20 protein-coding genes are annotated in these 19,880 nt (G+C 63.8%); 3 read left to right on the top strand and 17 right to left on the bottom strand.

The window, feature by feature from the left end; translation table 11 throughout:
• Window positions 1-31 precede the first annotated feature (31 nt).
• The 13 genes from ACODSU_RS09185 to ACODSU_RS09125 all read right to left on the bottom strand — a co-directional run bounded on the left by ACODSU_RS09185 (window position 32) and on the right by ACODSU_RS09125 (window position 11,070).
• A complete protein-coding gene (locus ACODSU_RS09185) occupies window positions 32-1,501 on the bottom strand; it encodes a DegQ family serine endoprotease (protein WP_488841854.1) in 1,470 nt (489 codons plus the stop codon).
• Window positions 1,502-1,665: 164 nt separating this feature from the next.
• Complete coding sequence (locus ACODSU_RS09180) at window positions 1,666-2,718, bottom strand: MucB/RseB C-terminal domain-containing protein (protein WP_488841852.1); 1,053 nt, start codon at window positions 2,716-2,718, stop codon at window positions 1,666-1,668.
• Between the two features lie 36 nt (window positions 2,719-2,754).
• Window positions 2,755-3,414, bottom strand: a complete 660-nt coding sequence (locus tag ACODSU_RS09175; RefSeq protein ID WP_488841850.1) for a sigma-E factor negative regulatory protein — start codon at window positions 3,412-3,414, stop codon at window positions 2,755-2,757.
• Window positions 3,415-3,423: 9 nt separating this feature from the next.
• Window positions 3,424-4,050 carry an RNA polymerase sigma factor RpoE gene (gene rpoE, locus ACODSU_RS09170; protein ID WP_488841847.1) on the bottom strand — a complete coding sequence of 209 codons (627 nt, stop codon included), beginning with the start codon at window positions 4,048-4,050 and terminating at the stop codon, window positions 3,424-3,426.
• A 6-nt stretch (window positions 4,051-4,056) separates the two neighbouring features.
• Window positions 4,057-4,266 (bottom strand): hypothetical protein, encoded by a 210-nt coding sequence (locus tag ACODSU_RS09165; RefSeq protein ID WP_488841845.1) that lies wholly within the window; start codon window positions 4,264-4,266, stop codon window positions 4,057-4,059.
• A 432-nt stretch (window positions 4,267-4,698) separates the two neighbouring features.
• Window positions 4,699-5,943 (bottom strand): beta-ketoacyl-ACP synthase II, encoded by a 1,245-nt coding sequence (fabF, locus tag ACODSU_RS09160; RefSeq protein WP_209817182.1) that lies wholly within the window; start codon window positions 5,941-5,943, stop codon window positions 4,699-4,701.
• Between the two features lie 48 nt (window positions 5,944-5,991).
• Entirely contained in the window at window positions 5,992-6,231 is a 240-nt protein-coding gene (gene acpP, locus ACODSU_RS09155) for an acyl carrier protein (protein WP_003058049.1), read from the bottom strand.
• Window positions 6,232-6,334: 103 nt separating this feature from the next.
• Entirely contained in the window at window positions 6,335-7,084 is a 750-nt protein-coding gene (gene fabG / locus ACODSU_RS09150; RefSeq protein WP_488841843.1) for a 3-oxoacyl-ACP reductase FabG, read from the bottom strand.
• The gene (gene fabD, locus ACODSU_RS09145) at window positions 7,081-8,031 is read right to left on the bottom strand and encodes an ACP S-malonyltransferase (RefSeq protein WP_488841841.1); all 951 of its coding nucleotides are present in this window, start codon (window positions 8,029-8,031) and stop codon (window positions 7,081-7,083) included. The genes fabG and fabD overlap by 4 nt, the downstream gene beginning before the upstream one ends.
• 59 nt (window positions 8,032-8,090) lie before the next feature.
• The gene (locus ACODSU_RS09140) at window positions 8,091-9,068 is read right to left on the bottom strand and encodes a beta-ketoacyl-ACP synthase III (protein WP_110959384.1); all 978 of its coding nucleotides are present in this window, start codon (window positions 9,066-9,068) and stop codon (window positions 8,091-8,093) included.
• Window positions 9,068-10,120 (bottom strand): phosphate acyltransferase PlsX, encoded by a 1,053-nt coding sequence (plsX, locus tag ACODSU_RS09135; RefSeq protein WP_476017185.1) that lies wholly within the window; start codon window positions 10,118-10,120, stop codon window positions 9,068-9,070. The genes ACODSU_RS09140 and plsX overlap by 1 nt, the downstream gene beginning before the upstream one ends.
• A 107-nt stretch (window positions 10,121-10,227) precedes the next feature.
• Window positions 10,228-10,410, bottom strand: coding sequence for a 50S ribosomal protein L32 (rpmF, locus tag ACODSU_RS09130; protein WP_005794249.1), 183 nt, complete (start codon window positions 10,408-10,410; stop codon window positions 10,228-10,230).
• 111 nt (window positions 10,411-10,521) lie between these two features.
• Window positions 10,522-11,070 carry a YceD family protein gene (locus ACODSU_RS09125; protein ID WP_043565232.1) on the bottom strand — a complete coding sequence of 183 codons (549 nt, stop codon included), beginning with the start codon at window positions 11,068-11,070 and terminating at the stop codon, window positions 10,522-10,524.
• Between the two features lie 25 nt (window positions 11,071-11,095).
• On the opposite strand from ACODSU_RS09125, the gene ACODSU_RS09120 reads away from it, so the two are divergent.
• Window positions 11,096-11,695 (top strand): Maf family nucleotide pyrophosphatase, encoded by a 600-nt coding sequence (locus ACODSU_RS09120; protein WP_476017184.1) that lies wholly within the window; start codon window positions 11,096-11,098, stop codon window positions 11,693-11,695.
• Entirely contained in the window at window positions 11,692-12,468 is a 777-nt protein-coding gene (locus tag ACODSU_RS09115) for an SAM-dependent methyltransferase (protein ID WP_343734970.1), read from the top strand. The genes ACODSU_RS09120 and ACODSU_RS09115 overlap by 4 nt, the downstream gene beginning before the upstream one ends.
• Before the next feature lie 265 nt (window positions 12,469-12,733).
• On the opposite strand, the gene ACODSU_RS09110 is transcribed toward ACODSU_RS09115, so the two are convergent.
• The 4 genes from ACODSU_RS09110 to ACODSU_RS09095 form a co-directional block, all read right to left on the bottom strand.
• Window positions 12,734-13,780, bottom strand: coding sequence for a S49 family peptidase (locus ACODSU_RS09110; RefSeq protein ID WP_015013182.1), 1,047 nt, complete (start codon window positions 13,778-13,780; stop codon window positions 12,734-12,736).
• A gap of 92 nt (window positions 13,781-13,872) precedes the next feature.
• Window positions 13,873-14,250, bottom strand: a complete 378-nt coding sequence (locus tag ACODSU_RS09105) for a Rieske (2Fe-2S) protein (protein ID WP_110959388.1) — start codon at window positions 14,248-14,250, stop codon at window positions 13,873-13,875.
• A 26-nt stretch (window positions 14,251-14,276) separates the two neighbouring features.
• A complete protein-coding gene (locus ACODSU_RS09100) occupies window positions 14,277-14,951 on the bottom strand; it encodes an HAD family hydrolase (RefSeq protein WP_488841837.1) in 675 nt (224 codons plus the stop codon).
• A 29-nt stretch (window positions 14,952-14,980) separates the two neighbouring features.
• Window positions 14,981-15,982 carry an RluA family pseudouridine synthase gene (locus ACODSU_RS09095; RefSeq protein WP_488841835.1) on the bottom strand — a complete coding sequence of 334 codons (1,002 nt, stop codon included), beginning with the start codon at window positions 15,980-15,982 and terminating at the stop codon, window positions 14,981-14,983.
• 598 nt (window positions 15,983-16,580) lie between these two features.
• Between ACODSU_RS09095 and ACODSU_RS09090 the strand changes: the two genes are divergently transcribed.
• Entirely contained in the window at window positions 16,581-19,685 is a 3,105-nt protein-coding gene (locus ACODSU_RS09090; RefSeq protein ID WP_488841833.1) for an Rne/Rng family ribonuclease, read from the top strand.
• Window positions 19,686-19,880: the final 195 nt, after the last annotated feature.

Below are 19,880 nucleotides of genomic sequence, written 5' to 3'. Positions count from 1 at the left end.
CGGCGCGATTCCCCTCACGCCTCTGCCCCGCTCACTTGCCAGGACGAATCAGCGCGTACTGCGCCCACTCGCCGCGGCGATAGAGCACATTGATAGGCTTGCTCTTGTCGGCCTTGGACAACACAGACTCGAACTCCTTCACGCCCGAGACTTCCGTGTTCGCCACCGACAAGATGATGTCCCCTTCGCGCAGGCCCGCGCGTGCGGCAGCATCCGTAGCGGCAGCCACCACCACACCGCCCTTGAGCTTGAGCTCTTTCTTCTGGGCATCCGTCAGGTCGGTCACAGACAAACCCATCTGCTGCGCAGCGGCCGAGGCCTTGGGCTTCTCTTCGCGCTCAGCCACTTTGGTCGCTGGCTTGTCTGGCTCGATCTCCGCAATGGTGATCGCCAGATCACGCGAGGCACCGCGACGGAACACCGTGACGGAGCTGCGGTTACCCGGCTTGGTGTTACCAACCAAGCGCGGCAGGTCTGCCACTTTCTCAATCGGCTTGCCATCAAACCGCGTGATGATGTCGCCCGCCTCCACGCCGGCCTTGTCGGCAGGCGATCCAGCCTCCACTCCCGTTACCAAGGCTCCTTGCGCCTTGCCCAGACCAATCGATTCGGCGACGTCCTTGGTGACTGGCCCGATCTGCACGCCGATGCGGCCACGCGTCACACGGCCCGACGCGCGCAGTTGATCACTCACGCGGATGGCTTCATCCATAGGAATTGCGAATGAGATCCCCATGAACCCCCCCGAGCGGGAATAGATCTGGCTGTTGATGCCTACCACCTCCCCCCGCATGTTGATGAGCGGTCCGCCAGAGTTTCCGGGGTTGATGGCCACATCTGTCTGGATGAAGGGGAGGTAGTCGCCCGTGTCCCGCTGCTTGGCGCTGACGATGCCTGCCGTCACTGTGTTCTCCAGCCCAAAGGGTGAGCCAATCGCCATCACCCATTCACCCACGCGGAGCCGGCTCACGTCGCCCACCTTGACCGCAGGCAGCCCGGACGCCTCGATCTTCACCACCGCTACATCGGTGCGCTTGTCGGCACCCACGATACGCGCCTTGAACTCGCGCTTGTCGGTCAAAGTCACGATGACTTCATCGGCACCATCGACCACATGCGCGTTGGTCATCACGAACCCGTCCGAGGTCAAGATAAACCCCGACCCCACACCGCGTGGCTGAGCGTCTTCCTCCTGCTGAGGTCGTTGGGGCCGCTGCTGCCGCGGGACGTTGGGAATCGGAACACCAAACCGGCGGAAGAATTCGAGCATCTCTTCGTCCATACCGTTGGCATTGGAGCGACTGGACACTTTCTCGACAGTGCGGATATTGACCACCGAAGGCCCCACCTGATCCACCAGATCGGTGAAATCAGGCAAGCCTCGAACCAGTGGTGCAGGCTGTGCCAACGCCGCATGGGGCGCTAATGACACGGTGGCCAAACCACCCATCAGGCATGCCACTGCCACCGAACGCAACATACTTCCATCAAACTTCGGCATCTTCGACCTTTCTTGATTCTTGGCGAATGCTGTTCACGAATTGTGTGTGACTGTGAAGAGTGTGACGCCAAATGGTTCCCGGGACGCGTGACCCCCACCATGACCCCACGACGATCTACAGGTCCGCGAGCGATGGGCACACCGTTTCGGTCCCACAGCACCGGTCAGCGCAGGCGCTCCAGTTGGCCGACAAAGAGGCGCAGCGTCTGCAGTGGCACCTCGCCCACCGCAGTCAGCCACATGTCTGACGGCCCGCGTTGGGCCAGCAACTGGGTAGCTCCCATGCTGGAAACCTGGGGCTGCGCAGGATGGCGCTGGGGGTCAAACGGCTCGACGAAAAGCGAGACCGAAGCCAACCCATCGGAGTAAAGGCACTGCAATACATTGGGGGCGTCTGGCGCGTCGGATACCGCCCTGCGATGGCAACTGACAGGCACAAAACCTGCCACCGGCTGGCGCAAGGTCCAACCTTCGGCCTTGGCCGTGGTCTTGACGACGGAAGGTGCGACCACCTTGTAACCCGAGGTCGCATCCATCAGACGCGACAGCTGCTCGACCTTCACCGGCGCGTTGAGGTCCAGTTCGGAAAAAGCCGCCTGCTCCAGCACCCGACCGTCCGCCGCTACAGTCTGCAGCTTCACCACCAGCCCGGTCTCCCGCTCGCTCCAGAGCCGGTAACCAAAGCGCAGAGTGTCCGCAGGCTGAAACGCAACCACATCCGACATGAAGCCCGCCACCCGCTCCTGGCCCAGCAGGCGGGGTGTGTAGAACTGGGCAATCGATGTTCCACTGACGACAGGTACGCGTGGAAAGAGCCCGGACGCATCGCGACGGTCCGAGCGCACGACGCGCACCTGGGGCAGAAAAGTGCGAACTTCATCATTGCGCCGATAGACGGTGCGAGGGGTGCCACTGAGCGACTCCACCCGCTCCAGCTGCTGCTGGGCGTCGCATGCATGCCAGATGCGTGAGCTGGACATGGCGCCGTTGGCTGACAACACCACGAACGTACCGGCATAAGGGCGGCTGCAGGGCGCGCTGTGCATGCGCTCGATCCACTGCGCCATATCGCGCTCAGCCGGTGCACTGGCAGATGATTCAGCGGGGCCAGCCACCGCAGGAAGTACGCTCAGTCCGCAAAGTGCCGCCGCGATCAGCGAGCCAAACCAACGAACCCGGGAAATTCCAAAGACCTTCACTACTCCAGAGGGGTTCATCACACGATCTCAGCGCCAGAAATTGCCATCCACGGTTCAGCGGCCAGGGGTCTCAAACGTCGCGTTGCGCAAAAAGCCCGCCGGCATCTGCAGGGCCGATGTACTGCCAAACTGCTTGTGGGCGGCCAGCAACTCGTCCAAACGGGGGTCGCGGATCATCACTTGCTGACCGTCTGCGTCTGCAACGGCCACCACAGGCGCGCCTTGCGCCGTCGCGCGCTCGGTGGAAGATGCGGCCAGTTGCGCCCCCGGCCCGCCGGCACCCTGGAGTTGGGAGAACGAGGTCCAGCCTATGGCCGCCACGGCGGCCAGCGATGCAAAACCCGCCACCATCTTCCAGCGGAACACCGAAGCATTGGCGGCCTCCGGCAAGTGAGCTGCTATATGGTCTCGTGGGTCCAGTTCAGCCGGAGCCTGAGGGCGCTGTGGCGGCGCTTCCTTGGCAAGCTCGTCGCGCAAACGGGATAGAAATGCTGGATTGACTGGCCGGGCCAGGTCAGAGGAGCGCAACACATCGCCCACAAGGTGATACACCCCCCAGGTGTCTCGTCCTTCATCTTCCGCCGCCCAGGCCAGCGCAGCGGCGAACTCGTCACCATGGAGCTGACCGTCTGCCAGCGCCGACAACTGCTCGCTTCGCACTTCGCGCAAGTCAAGTTCTGCCGGGGTATTGATACCTGTTTCTGCCTTGTTCATTCGATCACCTCACCACCGTTTGCCCGACTGGTTTTCGAGCAAGGGACGCACTTTGGCCGAAATGGCTTCGCGCGCCCGAAAAATTCGAGACCGCACCGTACCTATGGGACATCCCATTGCGGTTGCAATTTCTTCGTAACTGAGCCCCTCAATCTCTCGCAGCGTGACCGCTTGGCGCAGATCGTCAGGCAAGGCCTCCATGGCTGCGTTCACGACCTGCGCAATTTCTTGGGCCGCAAGAACAGTTTCTGGGGTTTCGTCGCTGGTTAGTTCGTGTCCAAGGCGGGAAGTTTCATCTTCATCCTCGGAACCCCGGAAGGCATTTTCAGAAATGACCGGGTTACGCTTCATGTCCATCAGCGCCTTTTTGGCAGTATTGACGGCAATCCGGTACAGCCAGGTGTAGAACTGGGCGTCGCCACGGAACTGGTGCAGCGCCCGATAGGCGCGAATGAAGGTTTCCTGGGCAATGTCCTGGACCAAGTCCGTGTCACGCACCATACGTCCGATGAGTCGCTCGATGCGACGCTGGTACTTGATGACCAGCAATTCATAGGCGCGCTGGTCGCCCGCTACCGTGCGCTCCACCAGTTCGAGATCGCTGTCTTCGGAGGGGGAAGGCGGAATTACAGTCATGGATACTCAGGATTCACGCCCTGCAACAGCTTGCCGGGCGGTTTCGTCAGCGTTGTCAACGCCCGATCTGGCGCGCGAATATACCGCACGGCGCAAGTCCATCCAGCGCTCAGGCTGGCTGGAGCGCTCCAGCCATAACCACTGGGATGAATGTCCTATGGGCACGATGCGCACCCACAGGTGCGCCTGCAGATCCAGCAAGACCTCGGGAGCCACGGAAAGCGCCAGTGGCCCGCTAAAGGACTTTGCCGTTTGGCCCAGCGTCCAGGCTTGACCATCGAATTGCAGCACTCCGCGAGGCTGGCCCCACCAAAAATGGGCTGCACCCGCCGCTGCCAACAACCAGAGTCCGAGGGCCACAGCAGCCGATAAAACTGCATCACGCGCCCCAAAGCCCACCCAAGCAGCCACGACCCCAGCCCCGATGAACAAAAGAGCCAATAACAGCGCACCCAACACCCTGCTGCGCCGCAGCGGGTATTGAACGGAAGGAGCGCGCCTCGAAAGCCGTGTCACAGGACTACCTGCTCAGGCCGACAGACCGAATGCCTGCCAGCGCCAAAAACCGACGCCATGCTCCTTTGGGAGGACGGTCGCAAGCGGATAGGCAATGCTTGTTGCAACCGAATCCGTGATGTCTGCGCCCAATCAGACGCGTTTAAACACCAGCGTTCCGTTGGTACCACCAAAACCGAAGTTGTTCTTGACGGCCACGTCGATCTTCATGTCCCGCGCCGTGTTGGCACAGTAGTCCAGATCGCATTCCGGGTCCTGGTTGAACAGGTTGATGGTGGGTGGCACTTTTTGTTCGTGCAGGGCGAGCACGGTGAACACGCTCTCAATACCGCCCGCACCACCAAGCAAGTGGCCCGTCATAGATTTGGTGGAGCTCACCACGGTCTTGTAGGCGTGGTCGCCCAAGGCCGCCTTGATCGCGTTGGTTTCGTTGATGTCGCCCAAGGGGGTGGACGTGCCGTGGGCATTGAGATAGTCCACCTGATCCACATTGATCCCTGCATTGCGCAGCGCACTGAGCATGGCGCGCCGAGGCCCGTCCATGTTGGGAGCAGTCATGTGCCCGGCATCTGCGCTCATGCCAAAGCCGCTGAGCTCAGCGTAAATCTTGGCGCCTCGGGCCTTGGCGTGCTCATACTCTTCCAGCACCATCACGCCAGCGCCCTCGCCGAGCACAAAACCGTCGCGGTCCTTGTCCCACGGGCGGGATGCCGTCTTGGGATCGTCGTTGCGGGTGGACAGTGCGCGCATGGCGGCAAACCCACCAATGCCCAGCGGGGAAACCGTGGATTCGGTCCCGCCAGCCACAACCACGTCGGCATCGCCGTATTCGATCATGCGTCCTGCCTCGCCAATGCAGTGCAAGCCCGTTGTGCAGGCAGTCACAACAGCAAGGTTGGGGCCCTTGAAGCCAAAACGCATGGACACATGCCCTGCCACCATGTTGATGATGGACGCAGGGACAAAAAATGGGGTAATACGCCGGGGTCCACGGCTGACCAGTTCGGCGTGGGTGTCTTCGATCAGCGGCAGGCCGCCAATGCCGGAGCCGATCACGCAGGCAATGCGTGTAGCGAACTCCTCACTGAGCGCTTCCCCTGTGGGAAGCCCTGCGTCCTGCACGGCCTGCGCCGCGGCAGCAATGCCGTAGTGGATGAAGGTGTCCATCGCGCGCGCGTCCTTGGCGCTGATGTACGACTCCAGGTCAAGACCTTTGACCTCTCCCGCAATCTTGCAGGCGAAGTTCGACGCGTCGAACTTGGTGATGAGGTCAATGCCGGATTGGCCGGCAAGGAGGTTGGCCCAGGAATCGGCCACCGTGTTACCCACGGGGCTGACGCAACCCAGGCCGGTCACGACAACGCGACGACGGCTCATGCGTATAAAACCTTCTGCTGATCGCTTGAGTCAGGCGCAGGGCGCCGCTCAGGCCTTCTGGTGGGTGTTGGCGTAGTCGATGGCGTTTTGCACCGTGGTGATCTTCTCGGCGTCTTCGTCCGGGATCTCGATGCCGAATTCGTCTTCCAGAGCCATCACCAGTTCCACCGTGTCGAGCGAGTCGGCACCGAGGTCTGCCACAAAGGCCTTTTCATTGGTGACTTGAGACTCTTCCACACCGAGTTGTTCGGCAATGATTTTTTTGACGCGTGCTTCGATATCGCTCATGGTTTCCCTCTGGGGGTTGTGAATGAATCCGCGATTCTAGCCGCTTAAGGAGAAGCCCCTAAACGACCCGCCGTCCGGATGAACCGGCGTTAACTTGTCTTAATTACATGTACATGCCGCCATTGACGTGCAACTCCTGCCCCGTCACATAGCCCGCCTCGCGCGAGGCAAGGTAGGCCACCGCGTGTGCGATGTCCGCAGGCTTGCCCATGTGACCCAGCGGGATCTGCGCATTGAGCGCTTTTTGCTGGTCTTCGGGCAGCACGGAGGTCATGTCGGTCTCGATGAAACCGGGTGCCACGCAGTTCACGGTGATGTTGCGGCTGCCCAACTCACGGGCCAGTGCACGCGTCATGCCCGCCACACCCGCCTTGGCCGCAGCATAGTTGGCCTGCCCCGGATTGCCCGACGCACCCACCACGCTGGTGATGCTGATGATGCGCCCAAAGCGCTGCTTCATCATCGGGCGAATAGCGGCACGGCTTGTGCGGAATACGGCCTTGAGATTGGTGTCCAGCACCGCATCCCAGTCATCGTCCTTCATGCGCATGGCCAAGGTGTCGCGCGTGATGCCGGCGTTGTTCACCAGGACATGCAGGCCGCCTTGCTGCTTGACGATGGCGTCCATCAAGGCCTCGACTGCAGCCACATCGTTCACGTTCAGGTTGGCACCCCGGCAGCCAGGGTAAGCCGAGAGCGCCTGGCCGATGCGCGCAGCGCCTTCATCCGTGGTGGCCGTGCCCACCACCTGGTAGCCGCGCACCGCCAATTCCAGGGCAATGGCCGCGCCAATGCCGCGCGATGCGCCGGTCACCAGCGCCACTTGCGCCGCTGTCTGGGTCGATTCCGTCATGCCAACAACTCCCGGGTTTCGGCCAGCGTGGTCGAGTCAAACAATGCAGCACCGACCAGTTCGGGGTCGATGCGTTTGGTGAGGCCAGCCAGCACCTTGCCGGGGCCACATTCAATGATGTGCGTCACACCGCGCGCCTTGAGCGCATGCACGCATTCCACCCAGCGCACGGGGCCGAAGGCCTGGCGATAGAGCGCTTCGCGAATGGCGTCAGCGTCCTGCTGCACCGCCACGTCCACGTTGTTGACCACCGGAATCTGGGGGGCAGCCAAGGCAACGTCTGCCAGCGCCACACGCAGCTTTTCAGCGGCCGGCTTCATCAGGCTGGAGTGGAAAGGCGCCGACACCGGCAGGGGCAATGCACGCTTGGCGCCCGCCGCCTTAAGCACTTCGCAGGCCTTGTCCACCGCCGCCTTGGTACCAGCGATCACGGTCTGGATCGGGTCGTTGAAATTGACAGCCTCCACCACTTCGGCCGTGCCCGGGCCGAACGAGGCCAATGCCTCGGCGCAACCGGCGATGACCTTGGAAGCCTCCATGCCCAGAATGGCGGCCATGGCTCCGGTCCCGACGGGCACAGCCTCTTGCATGGCCGCTGCGCGCAACCGCACGAGCGGAGCCGCCTGCGCCAGCGTCAGCACACCAGCCGCCACCAGGGCGGAGTATTCACCCAGCGAATGCCCCGCCACAGCCGCTGGGGCTGCGCCACCTTCTGCGCGCCACACCCGCCATGCCGCCACACCCGCGACCAGCATCACCGGCTGGGTGTTGGTGGTGAGAGCCAACGCTTCCTTGGGGCCTTCCTTGATCAGCAGGCCAACATCTTCGCCCAAGGCATCCGAGGCTTCCTTCAGGGTCTGAGCCACCACCGGGTGGTCACCCCAGCCATCCAGCATGCCCACCGATTGCGAGCCTTGCCCAGGAAAGACAAATGCAAAAGACTTCATGAAAAATCCAGAAATATGATGAAACTGGCCGGTAGCGCTAGTACCTATTGCGCTAGCAGCTACAACTTCAGGAGCACGGCGCCCCAGGTGAAGCCGCCGCCCACGCCTTCGAGCAGCAGGGTTTCGCCTTTCTTGACCTGACCGGCGCGCACCGCGTGGTCCAGAGCCAGAGGAATGGACGCCGCCGAGGTATTGCCGTGCTGGTCCACCGTGACCACGACCTTGTCCATGGACATCTTCAGTTTGCGGGCAGTGCCCTGCATGATGCGGATGTTGGCCTGGTGCGGAATCAGCCAATCGATATCGGCCTCAGTCAGCCCGGCCTTGGCCAAGGCCGCGTGGGCCGCTTTCTCCAGCACACCGACTGCCAGCTTGAAGACCGCCTGCCCGTCCATCTTGAGGACCGGGTCGCCAAGCACCTTGCCGCCAGACACATTGCCGGGCACACACAAAATATCCACATGCTTGCCGTCGGCGTGCAAGTCGCTCGACAGAATGCCCGGTGTGTCAGAGGCCTCCAGCACCACAGCGCCCGCGCCATCCCCGAACAACACACAGGTAGTGCGGTCGTTGAAGTCCAGAATGCGGCTGAAAACTTCGGCGCCAATCACCAGGGCGCGGTTGGCTGCACCGGTCTGGATCATGGAGTCCGCCACCGACAGGGCATAAACAAACCCGCTGCAGACCGCCTGCACATCGAAAGCAGGGCAACCATTGGCGCCCAGCTTGTTCTGCAAAATACAGGCGACCGACGGGAACACCATGTCTGGCGTGGACGTGGCCACGATGATCAGATCAATGTCAGTGGGCTGCAGATTGGCGGCCTGCAAGGCGTTGCGCGCAGCCTCCAAACCGAGGTCGCTGGCGGTGACATCCGGCGCGGCAAAGTGGCGCGCCCGAATGCCGGTGCGCTCCACAATCCATTCATCCGAGGTTTCGATGCCGCGCTGGCCCAGTTCTGCGACCAGATCGGCGTTGGTCAACCGGCGTGGGGGCAGGTAGCTGCCGGTGCCGGTAATGCGGGAATAACGTCTCATTATTGTGGGGTCGCCGCAACGCCAGGCTGGGGCTGGGCATCTGCAGGCGCCAGCAGGGGCGCCGCATGCGCAATCCGGGTCCGGACACGGTCGAGCAGGTTGTTGCGGGCTGCATCATACGCCCGGTTCAACGCCTGCTCGAAAGCCATGGCGTCTGCCGATCCGTGGCTCTTGAACACCAGCCCGCGCAGGCCCAGCAGCGCCGCACCGTTGTAACGACGATAATCCATGCGCTTCATCAACGCTTTTAGAATCGGATAAGCGACGATGGCAGCCATTTTGGTAAAAATGTGGCGCGAAAACTCGGTTTTGAGCGCCCCGATGATCATCGAGGCCACACCTTCGCTGGCCTTGAGGGCCACATTGCCCACGAAACCGTCACAGACCACGATATCCACCGTACCCTTGAAGATATCGTTGCCCTCAACATTGCCATAGAAGTTCAAGTCGCCGGAATTGGCCGCAGACCGCAGCAATTCACCAGCTTTTTTGATTACTTCACTGCCTTTAATGACTTCTTCACCAATGTTCAGCAGGCCCACCGTGGGCTCACCCCCCTCTTGAAGAACCGACACCAGGGCAGAGCCCATCACGGCAAACTGAAGCAGATGTTCGGCCGAGCAATCGACATTAGCGCCCAGATCCAGGACGGTTGTGGCACCGCCGGTGGCGTTGGGCATCTGGGTGGCGATGGCGGGCCGGTCGATGCCGTCCAGCGTCTTGAGAAGGTACCGGGCAATGGCCATCAGGGCCCCGGTATTGCCGGCAGACACCGCCGCCGATGCAGCGCCGTCCTTGACCTGCTGGATGGCAACCCGCATCGAAGAATCCTTCTTCTTGCGCAAAGCCACCTCCACCGGATCGTCCATGGCCACCACTTCGGTAGCTGGCACGATGGTGGCTCGGTCGTGGGAAAACGATTGCAGGCTATCCGCCAGGCCAACTAGCAGCAGGCGGGCATCCGGGTGGTGGTCGAGAAACTGGCGGCACGCCGCGAGCGTGACGCGGGGGCCGTGGTCGCCCCCCATGCAGTCAACAGCCAGTGTGATCATGGGCGACTTGTCCGGTCGGCCCGAAGGGCCGAGAAATGAATACGACGGTCAAAACAAAGGCCCGCGCTACAGGGTGTGTAGCAACGGGCCTTTGGATGGAGTGAAGGTCAGGCTTCAGACTTGTTCTTCAGCACCTGACGGCCACGGTAGAAACCGTTGGGGCTGATGTGGTGACGCAGGTGCGTTTCACCGGTAGTGGGTTCCACAGCAATGCCTGGCACATTCAGGGCATTGTGCGAGCGGTGCATACCGCGCTTGGAAGGGGACTTTTTGTTTTGCTGAACGGCCATGATGGCTCCTGATCTGGAATAGGTTGGTAAAAACGCGATCAGCCCAAAAAGACACGATGGGGTTCGCGTGAAGCCCACGATTATAACCCAAATGCTTTTTGGGCCCGCCAATCAGTCTTTGGCGTCCTTGCGCAAAGCGGCCAAGGCAGCGAACGGGTTGGGTTTTTCGGCATTGGCTTCTTCAAAATCGTCGTCAGAAGACGCCAGAGGCACCGAGGTCGGGCACTCGTCATGTTTGGGCACCACGGGCAAGGCCATCAGCAATTCGTCTTCGATGAGCTCGTGCAAATCAAACTCGCGGCTCAGGGCCAGCAGGTCTTCTTCGCTCTCATCGTCCAGGGCCTCGGCCGTGGCTTCATCGGCCACGAAGCGGAACTCCCGATCCACCTCCAGCGGGACGTCTACCGGCGTCAGGCAGCGCTGGCACTCCATAGGGAAGCTGGCGCGTACCTTGATGTGCAACCAGACCTGCCCCATTCCGCCTAGCGCGGTGCGTATTTCACCGGTCGCCTCCCAGTCCACCAGCAGGTCCGGGTGCAGGCCTTTGGCCTCTTGCGCCAGGCGTTCGTACTTCAACAGCGAGTCGTGGCCCGCCAGCCGACCGCCCGCCTGTGCAAAGGCTTTCACGTCGAGGCGCTGTGCGGAGAATTCCTTGGTCATGGCGGCAGTGTAAGAGAATCGGCGCATGCATCAATCCCCCTCCTCGCAACGCCCTCTGGTATTGGGCTCGACCTCGCGCTACCGGCGCGAATTGCTGGAACGGCTGAACCTGCCTTTCGAAGTGACCGCCCCCCATGTCGATGAAACCCCCCTGCCCGGCGAGGCGCCCCGCGCCCTGGCCTTGCGCCTGGCGCTGGCTAAAGCGAAAGCTGTGGCACGGCAGCACCCCGAAGCGGTGGTGATCGGGTCCGACCAGGTGGCCGACCTGGCCGGAGAGCCGCTGGGCAAACCGGGCCAGCACGAGCGCGCCGTGCAGCAGTTGCGCGAGATGCGCGGCCAGACGGTGGTGTTCCAGACCGCGCTGGCCGTGGTGTGCGCCGCCACCGGCTTTGAGCAGGTGGACCTCGCCCCCGTGGAGGTGAAGTTCCGCGACCTGTCGGACGAGGAAATCGAACGTTACCTGCGCGCCGAACAGCCCTACGACTGCGCAGGCAGCGCCAAGAGCGAAGGCCTGGGCATTGCACTGCTGGACGCCATCCACAGCGATGACCCCACGGCGCTCATCGGGCTGCCACTGATCCGCACATGCCGCATGCTGCGCGCAGCAGGGCTGGTGCTGCCATGAGCGTCAAATCCGGCACGCTGTATCTTGTGCCTGCCCCCCTGGACTTTGGCTGCGACACCCAGGCCCCGCTGCAAGATGCATTGCCCTCTGCCACCCTGCAAACAGCCGCCCGCCTGACCCACTGGGTGTGCGAAAACGCCAAAAGCACACGCGCTTACCTGAAGCGGATTGACGCGCTGTACCCCCTGGCCCTGTCCCTGCAGCAACAGCAGATCACCGAGTTGCCACGCGAGGTGCACAAGAAAGGCGACCACGGCGACAAGGGCTCGGCCCCGTTCGACGCCCGCCCGCTGCTGGCTGCTGCGCTGAACGGGCACGATGTCGGACTGGTCAGCGAAGCGGGCATGCCCGCCGTGGCCGACCCCGGCTCGTCGGTGGTGCGGGCTGCGCACGACCTGGGCCTGCGCGTGGTGCCACTGGTCGGGCCGGTGTCTCTGCTGCTGGCGCTGGCGGCCAGCGGCCTCAACGGCCAAAACTTCGCCTTTGTCGGCTACCTGCCGCAAGACGGGCAAGAGCGCACACAGCGCATCAAGGAGCTGGAGGGCCTGGCGCTACGCACGGGCCAGACCCAGCTGTTCATCGAAACCCCGTACCGCAACCCTGCCCTGTGGCAGGCCCTGGTGCAGACGCTGCAGCCGCACACCCGGCTGGCGCTGGCCAGCGGCCTGACCCTGCCCGACGCGCGGGTGCAAAGCCAACTGGTGCGCCAGTGGAAGCAACAGCCCGCGCCACCGGACAACCGCACACCCGTGGTGTTTGCGCTGGGGCGCTGAGACAGGCACGAGGCGGCACGGGACGCACGTGGCGCCTGAAATGCTATAACCTTAGGAGCATTTCAGACATATTTCACTATCGCATTCGCCCGAGAACACCTCAAAACGCTGCACAACGGCCTCGCACAGGCGCCAGATGCAGCGCAACGAGGGCCCACAAAAAAGCCCCAGCAGAAACCTCTGCCGGGGCTTTGGATACACATATCCGGTCAATTCAAGGGCTCGTGCGAATGATCAAGCTCCCCGAGCGCCTTCCAGGCGAAGGTCAGCGCAGCTGCGGCCCCGATACAGCCAGCGACTTGACCGCGCCCATGCCCACGGCAGCGCCAAAGCGCTTGGCCAAGCGCTCGGCCACGTTGTCGCGGCGGGTGTAGTCGATGATGTCTTCGGCCTTGACCACTTCGCGCGCCACATAGTCCAGGTTGCCCAGCTTGTCAGCCAGGCCCATCTCCACGGCCTGCTGGCCTGTCCAGAACAAGCCGCTGAAGGTGTCGGGCGTGGTCTTGAGGCGGTCACCCCGCCCGGCCTTCACCACGGCGATGAACTGCTGGTGGATCTGGTCCAGCATGGTCTGCGCGTAGGCGCGCTGCTTTTCGGTCTGCGGGCTGAAGGGGTCGAGAAAGCCTTTGTTTTCACCGGCGGTGAGCAGGCGGCGTTCCACACCCAGCTTTTCCATGGTGCCAGTGAAGCCGAAGCCATCCATCAGCACGCCGATGCTGCCCACGATGCTGGCCTTGTCCACGTAGATGTCGTCGGCAGCGGCAGCGATGTAGTAGGCGGCCGAGGCGCAGGTTTCTTCCACCACGGCGTAGATCGGTTTCTTGTGCTTGGCCTTCAGGCGCACGATCTCGTCGTTGATGATCCCCGCCTGCACGGGGCTGCCGCCCGGCGAGTTGATCAACAGCACCAAGGCCTGCGAACCCTCGTCTTCCAGCGCGCTGCGCATGGCGGCCACCACAAACTCGGCACTGGCCTCGGCACCGCTGGCGATTTCGCCCTTGATGTCCACCACCGCTGTGTGCGGCGTGCTGGTGCTGGTGCTGGGCGACGCCTGGCGCAAGGCGGCAAACGCAATCGCCGCCAGCAGGGCCAGCCAGGCCAGGCGGAAAAAAATCTTCCAGCGGCGGGCGCTGCGTTGCTCATTGAGGGCAGCAAAGGCCAGCTTTTCCAGCGTGGCACGTTCCCAGCCGGGTTCACGCGATGAGTCGCTCACAGGTGCTCCTGAATTTGTAGCTGCTTGCGCCCACAGATCGGGCGCGGAATTGGTTTTGGGGTCAAAGCCCGACGAACCGGGCTGTTGGGGGTCTGTCATGTCATGCGTCCTGGGAACTGCACCGCTGCAGCCCGCGCGCCGTGCCGGACGGAACCAGGCGACAGCACATCAGGGTAATTCATCTGGATTTTCTAGAACTCTACGGGCTGCAGGTTGTAGGCAGTATGCCAGCGCACCACGCCATCCCTCTCCGACAGGGCAATTTTCACCAGTCCACCCCGGCAGGGTCCGCCCGCGCACTGGCCGGTGTGGGGCAAATAAGCCGCGCCGTGGGTCGCGCACAACAGCCAGTGGCCCGTGTCGTCAAAAAAGCGGTCGGGCTGGTAGTCCATCTCCATCGCCACATGGGTGCAGCGATTGAGGTAGGCGTGTGGCAGGCCCTGGTAGCGGATTGCAAAGGCCCGGCAGGTCTGGCCCGCGTACACGACATCAAACGGCACGGCCCGCCCCCCATCGACGAGGTCGGCGCTGTTGCACAAAGCGAAGGACTGCTCGGGCGACGTGTTCATGGCTTGCTCCGCTTCACGGCCCAGCGTTAGGCGTTGTTCAGCAGCCAGTCGTGCAGTTCGCGCACCGAATGGGCCACCGCCAGCGGCTGGAGCGCATGGAAGGCGTCGGGTTCATGGGCCCCATAGCTCACCCCCACACTCGCGCAGCCCGCGTTGACAGCCATCTGCAGGTCGTGCGTGGTGTCGCCGATCATCAAGAGACGCTCAGGCGCCACGTCAAATTCGGCCATCAGCTCCTGCAGCATCAGGGGGTGGGGCTTGCCAGCGGTCTGGTCTGCGGTGCGGGAGCCGTCGAATACGCCCTTGAGTTGAACCGTGTGCAGCGCCTCGTCCAGCCCGCGCCGGCTTTTGCCGGTGGCCACGGCCAGCAGGTGGCCGCGCTCGCGCAGGTCGTTCAGCAAGGGCAACACGCCGTCGAACAGGCTCAGGTCGTCCTGGTGCTGGATGTAGTGAAAGCGATAGCGGTTGCCCAGCTCGGTGTACTTCTCGGGCGGCACATCGGGCGCCGCATGGGCCAGCGCCTGCATCAGGCCCATGCCGATCACGTAGGCAGCCTCCTTGTCGGTGGGCACGGTGCCGCCCACGTCGCGCACCGCCGCCTGGATGCAGCGCACGATGATGGCGGTGGAATCGAACAGCGTGCCGTCCCAGTCAAAGGCGATGAGGTCGAAGCGGCGCGGACGGAAGTTTTTGGCGGACATGGAAGCAGAAGTTTTTTCGCGCAGGATCGTCAGGCGGTGGGCACAAAATCAGCCAGCTCGGGCGGCAGCTCGGCAATCAGCTGCACACGCTCGCCCGAGGCGGGGTGGTTGAACTGTAACCGCCAGGCATGCAGAAACATGCGCTTCATCCCCTGCTTCTGCAGTCGTTTGTTGAGATCGAAATCGCCGTATTTGTCGTCGCCCACGATGGCGTGCCCCTGGCTGGCCAGGTGCACACGGATCTGGTGGGTGCGGCCGGTCTTGATGGTCACCTCCAGCAGCGACATCGCGGGCAGGCCCTGTTCCGGCCGGGCCGCTGCCGTGCTGCGCACCTTGACCAGGGTGATGGAGCGCATGCCATCCGGGTCGTCGGCGGTGGTCACGCGCACGCGGCGTTCGCCGTCGGCCTGCAGATATTTGTGCAGCGGCAGGTCGATGACCTTCTTGTTGGCCGGCCAGGCGCCCGTGACCAGCGCCAGATAGGTTTTGCCCGTCTCGCGCTCTCGGAACTGGTCCTGCAGGTGAGTGAGTGCTGACCGCTTCTTGGCCACCAGCAGGATGCCGGAGGTTTCGCGGTCCAGCCGGTGCACCAGCTCCAGGAATTTGGAGGCCGGGCGCGCCTGGCGCAGTTGCTCGATCACGCCGAAGCTCACACCGCTGCCGCCGTGCACCGCCACACCGGCCGGTTTGTCGATGGCGATCAGGTGCTCGTCTTCGAGCAGGATGGGAAATTCGCGTGCGGGCGCCGGGCGCTCGGCCTTTTCGGCGACCTTGTCTGAAATCCGGACAGGCGGCAGTCGCACGATGTCACCCGCCTCGACGCGGGTGTCGGCACTCACGCGGCCTTTGTTGATGCGCACCTCGCCGCTGCGGATGATGCGGTAGACGTGCGTTTTTGGCACACCTTTCAGGTGGCGTATCAAAAAGTTATCGAGCCGCTGGCCGGCGGAGTCAGCATCCACTTCCACCAGGCGGGCTGCGGGAAGCCCCGCAGAAGCTGCGGGCGGTTTGGCCCCTATAATGTGTTTCACCTGCGCGTTGTTATGTAAGTGGTTGATTTGTCTGGAGTTTAGTCCACACAGCCCTTGCCCCTCACGCAGGCAGGTCGATGCCAGCGGGCGTCGTGCGCGCAGATTGCAGGCCAGATGCCTGTGGTGGCCCGCATGCCGTGCGGCGGGCTGACAGATTGAAACACTGATACGGAATCCCCCAGCTGGCAGATGCTCCCTACCCGGGCGCAGCCTGCCAGCGGATCAAAGCGAGCATGTGGTTGTTGATGAGCTGGATGGTGACCTTGTGGCGGTGGCTGATGCCCCCGGCTGCACGCTCCTATTCGGCTCTAGCGCCCAGCCAGCAAGCGCAATCAGCTACTTTTTTGCTAGCAAAACTGCGCTCCTACCACTCGCCCCCATCCACGCGCCCCTGCCTCACGATGCTGCGCTAGAGCGCGGCAGATCATTGGCATTCCCGGCAATTCCCTTCGTTTCGATGCGTCAGTCCAGGCATTCACAGCTCCTGTAGAGCTTGTTGTTAATGGTTTGGAACTGTGGGCGGCAGCCCGCGCAGCTTTCCCCGCTGAGAGGGATGGTTGCACCGCTGCTGTCCGCAACACACTGAAGGAATCGCATCATGAAGCGGATGCTCATCAACGCCACGCAGCCCGAAGAACGGCGCCTGGCCATCGTCGACGGACAAAAGCTCCTCGACTACGAAATCGAGATTGAAGGGCGCGAGCAGCGCAAGGGCAACATCTACAAGGCCGTCGTCACGCGCGTCGAGCCCTCGCTGGAAGCCTGCTTTGTCGACTACGGCGAAGACCGCCATGGCTTCCTGCCGTTCAAGGAAATCTCGCGCCAGTACTTCGCCCCTGGCGTTTCGCCCAGCCAGGCGCGCATCAACGAAGTCATCAAGGAAGGCCAGGAGCTGCTGGTCCAGGTCGAAAAGGAAGAGCGCGGCAACAAGGGCGCAGCCCTGACCACCTTCATCAGCCTGGCCGGCCGCTATGTGGTTCTGATGCCCAACAACCCCCGGGGTGGCGGCGTGTCGCGCCGCATTGAGGGCGAGGACCGTGCCGAACTCAAGGAGGCGATGGACCAGCTGGAGTACCCCAACGGCATGTCCATCATTGCGCGCACCGCTGGCATCGGCCGCACCGCGCCAGAGCTGCAGTGGGACCTGAACTACCTGCTCAAGCTCTGGAACGCCATCGATGGCGCCGCCAAGGGCGGCAAGGGCGCCTTCCTGATCTACCAGGAATCGTCGCTCGTCATCCGCGCGATCCGCGACTACTTCAACAACGACATCGGTGACATCCTCATCGATACCGACGACATCTACGAACAGGCGCAGCAGTTCATGGCGCACGTCATGCCCGAGCATGCTGCCCGCGTGAAGCGCTACCGCGACGACGCCGCCCTATTCAGCCGCTTCCAGATCGAGCACCAGATCGAGTCGGCCTACGCCCGCACCGTGAGCCTGCCCTCGGGCGGCGCCATCGTGATCGACCACACCGAAGCACTGGTGTCCGTGGACGTGAACTCGGCCCGCGCCATCAAGGGCGGCGACATCGAGGAAACTGCCACCCGCACCAACCTGGAAGCCGCCGATGAAGTGGCCCGCCAGATGCGCCTGCGCGACCTGGGCGGCCTGATCGTGATCGACTTCATCGACATGGAAGAGTCGAAGAACCGCCGTGAGGTCGAGAACCGCCTGCGCGATGCGCTGCGCCAAGACCGCGCCCGCGTGCAGTTCGGCACCATCAGCAAGTTCGGCCTCATGGAAATGAGCCGCCAGCGCCTGAAGCCTGCGCTGTCCGAAGGCTCGTCCATCCCCTGCCCCCGCTGCGGTGGCTCAGGCCATATCCGTGACACCGAATCGTCGGCGCTGCAGATCCTGCGCATCATTCAAGAAGAGTCGATGAAGGACAACACCGCCGCCGTGCACTGCCAGGTGCCGGTGGAAGTGGCCTCGTTCCTGCTGAACGAAAAGCGCACCGAGATCGCCAAGATCGAACTCAAGCAACGCGTGGCCGTGCTGATGGTTCCCAACAAGACGCTGGAAACCCCCAACTACCGCCTGGAGCGCCTCAAGCACGACGACCCGCGCCTGGACCACATCGAAGCCAGCTACAAGCTCGCCGAAGAAGTGGAAGACCCGACGTCTGTCACGCGCCGCTCGCAGGAGCCCACCAACAAGCAGACCCCGGTGATCAAGGGCGTGCTGCCTGACGCACCCGCCCCCGTGGCCGAGCCCCGCCCCGAAGGCGCCGCACGCCCACCCCGTGGCGGCCAGCGCCCCGCAGCCCATGCAGCCCCTGCACCTGCCCCCGTGGCCGCTCCGGCGCCTGTCGCCCCCGCGCCGCAGGAGCAAGGCTTCTTCGCCTGGCTCAAGAGCCTGTTCGGCTTTGGCAGCGCCCCCGCAGCACCCGCCCCGGTGGCAACGGCTGCGCCAGCCGCCGCACCGGCCGCGGCCGAAACCACCGGCCGTGGCGAACCCCGCCGCGAAGGCCGCAACGGTGAAAGCCGTGGCCGCCGTGGTGGCCGCGACGGCAACCGTGACGGTCAGCGCGAAGGCGCACCACGTGACGGCAACCGCGAAGGCAGCACCGGTGAAAGCCGTGGCCGCCGTGGTGAACGCTCGGCCGAAGGCCGCGCCCCCCGCGACGCAGAGCGCCGCCCCGAGGGCGAAGTCCGTGACGGTGGCCGCAACGGACGCGGCGAAGGCCGTGAAGGGGGCCGTGGCCGCCGCGACAGCGAGCCGCGCAACCTGAACGCTGGCACGAACGGTGACAACGCCAACGCCGCAACCGCTCAGGTGGAAGGCCCCAACGCTGGCAACACCGGTGGTGCAGAAGGCCAACCCGCCCAGCAACCCCGTGGCGAACGCGGCCCGCGCCGCGAACGCGGTGATCGCGGTGGCAACCGTGGCGAGCGTGGTGAACGCGCTCCCCGTGCGGTCGAGGCCCAGGAGGCAGCAGCCCCGGCCGCTGCCGGCGACTTTGCCGACACCGCGCCCCTGGCCTCGCTGCCAGACCTGGACCTGAGTGGCAACGACGCACCCGCCAACGGCAATGGCAATGGCGCCAGCGAAGAGCAACGCCGCGAGCGCCGCTCCCGCGACCGCTACGGCCGTGACCGCCGCGAACGTGGCGAGCGTGGCCCACGCGACGCCAACGGCAACGCCGAAGCCGCTGCACCCGCCATGCTGGACTTCGACCCCACCCAGGCCGAGCCCGCCCCGGCACAGGACGAAGCGCCACGCCGCAGCTACTTCAGCAACAACACGCCCGCCGCAGAGCCTGTGGCACCGGTGGCTGCCCCTGTGGCCGCAGCGCCAGTCGCAGCGGCTACCGAACCTGTAGCTGTTCCAGCGCCTGTTGCAGCCCCCGCTGCCGCCCCCGTGGCCGCACCGGCTCCGATCGCGGCACCCGCTCCGGCAGCTGCGGCACCGGCGCCTGCAGCGCCCGCCAAGGGCCTGCCGCGCGTGCAGGCGTTCACGCTGCCCATCGATGAACTGCAGCAAGTCGCTGCCGCATCGGGCCTGCAGTGGGTGAACTCGGACGCAGACAAGATTGCGGCCGTGCAGGCCGCCATCGCGGCCGAGCCCAAGCCCATCCGCGTGCCCCGCGAGCGCCCACCAGCGGTGGTGCTGGACGAAGGCCCGCTGGTGCTGGTGGAAACCCGCCGCGACCTGTCGGCCATGGCGCTGCCATTTGAGCAGCCCCCTGCAGCCTGATGCGCTGCAATGGCTGCTGCCCCAGGGCTGTAGCCATCACCCAGAAGGCGGCTCAGGCCGCCTTCTTTTTTTGGGGCCGCCGAGTGTGCACGGCCCTTGGCGCCAATACCCGCAAGCGGCCGGAGGCAGCCTATCAGCAGGTACCATTTCGGTTCGCCGGTGCCGCAGTGCAGCCCGCTGCCCACACCGTCCACG

Source organism: Acidovorax sp. FG48, from assembly GCF_057809085.1.
This window is presented reverse-complemented; position numbering and strand designations above follow the sequence as displayed.